The sequence below is a fragment of the Streptomyces sp. A012304 genome (assembly GCF_026008495.1).
In the GTDB taxonomy this organism is placed as follows: Bacteria; Actinomycetota; Actinomycetes; order Streptomycetales; family Streptomycetaceae; genus Streptomyces.
In genome coordinates this window covers 35993-37723 of sequence record NZ_BQUN01000179.1, presented here as the reverse complement: position 1 = coordinate 37723, position 1731 = coordinate 35993, and the positions used below count along the sequence as shown (strand labels likewise).

At 66.1% G+C, this 1731-nt stretch carries 2 protein-coding genes; both read right to left on the bottom strand.

Annotated elements, in window-relative coordinates:
* The coding region (locus ALMP_RS36020) for an alpha-amylase family glycosyl hydrolase (RefSeq protein WP_264936021.1) at window positions 1-817 on the bottom strand (817 nt) is incomplete at its 3' end.
* A 32-nt stretch (window positions 818-849) separates the two neighbouring features.
* A partial coding sequence (locus ALMP_RS36015) for a DUF3459 domain-containing protein (protein ID WP_375803583.1) occupies window positions 850-1731 on the bottom strand: 882 nt, incomplete at its 5' end.

The window sequence follows — 1731 nt, the reverse complement described above, 5'->3', positions numbered from 1 at the left end:
CGAAGTAGTCGACGACGTCCTCGGGCCACTGGTTGGCCTCCGCCAGCAGCACCGTGTCCGGATACATCGCGTCGATCTCCTTGCGGACCCGTTTCAGGAACTCGTGGGTCGCCGGAAGGTTTTCGCAGTTGGTGTCCTCGGCCGCGTAGAGGTAGGGCACGGCGTCCAGCCGGAAACCGTCGATCCCGAGGTCCAGCCAGAACCTCAGCGCGGCCAGGATCTCCTCCTGCACGGCCGGGTTCTCGTAGTTGAGGTCCGGCTGGTGGGAGAAGAAACGGTGGAAGAAGTACTGCTTGCGGACGGGGTCGAAGGTCCAGTTGGAGGCCTCGGTGTCGACGAAGATGATGCGGGCGTCGGCGTACTGCTTGTCGTCGTCGGCCCACATGTAGTAGTCGCCGTAGGGGCCTTCCGGGTCTCTTCTGGACTCCTGGAACCACGGGTGCTGGTCGCTGGTGTGGTTCATGACGAAGTCGATGATGACGCGCATGCCGCGCTGGTGGGCGGCGTCGACGAATTCGACGAAGTCGGCGAGGTCGCCGAATTCGGGCAGGACGGAGGTGTAGTCCGAGACGTCGTATCCGCCGTCCTTCAGGGGTGATTTGAAGAACGGGGGGAGCCAGAGGCAGTCGACGCCGAGCCATTGCAGGTAGTCGAGTTTGGCGGTGAGGCCTTTGAGGTCGCCGACGCCGTCGCCGTTGCTGTCCTGGAAGGAGCGGACGAGGACCTCGTAGAAGACCGCGCGCTTGAACCACTCGGGGTCGCGGTCCTTGGCGGGTGTGTCCTCGAATGTGTCCGGGACGGGTGAGTTGACGGTCATGGCGCTCAGCGGCCTCCGATCTGCGCTGCGGGTCACCGGACGTGGAACACATGGGCCGGCGCCCGGCCCGGCTCCAGGCGCACGTAGTTGTACGTGCTCCAGGCGTACGTCTCGCCGCTCAGTTCGTCGTGCACGGACAGGGAGGCACCGTTGTCCAGGCCGAGTTGCGGCATGTCCAACGAGACCGTCGCCTCCTGGGTGTGGTGCGGGTCCAGGTTGACCACGACGAGCACCGTGTCGGCCCCCGCGCGCTTGCTGTACGCGATGACGGAGTCGTTGTCGGTGCCGTGGAAGCGGAGGTTGCGGAGCCGGTGCAGCGCGGGGTGGTGCCGCCGGATCTCGTTGAGCCGTTTGATCAGCGGCGCGATGGTGCGTCCCTCCCGCTCGGCGGCCTCCCAGTCCCGGGGCCTGAGCTGGTACTTCTCCGAGTCCAGGTACTCCTCGCTCCCCTCGCGCAGCGGTGTGTTCTCGCACAGCTCGTAGCCGCTGTAGATGCCCCAGGTGGGCGAGAGGGTGGCCGCCAGGACGGCCCGTGCCTCGAAGGCGGGACGGCCGCCGTGCTGGAGGTAGGCGTGCAGGATGTCCGGGGTGTTGGCGAAGAAGTTCGGCCGCATGTACGAAGCCGCCTCGCCCGACAGCTCCGTCAGGTACTCCGTCAGCTCCCGCTTGCTGGTCCGCCAGGTGAAGTAGGTGTACGACTGCTGGAAGCCGATCTGGGCGAGGGTGTGCATCATCGCCGGGCGGGTGAAGGCCTCGGCGAGGAAGATCACATCCGGGTCGGTGCGGTTGATCTCCCCGATGACCCGCTCCCAGAAGACGACCGGCTTGGTGTGCGGGTTGTCCACCCGGAAGATCCGCACGCCGTGGGACATCCAGTGCCGCAGGATGCGCACGGTCTCCTTGACCAGACCGTT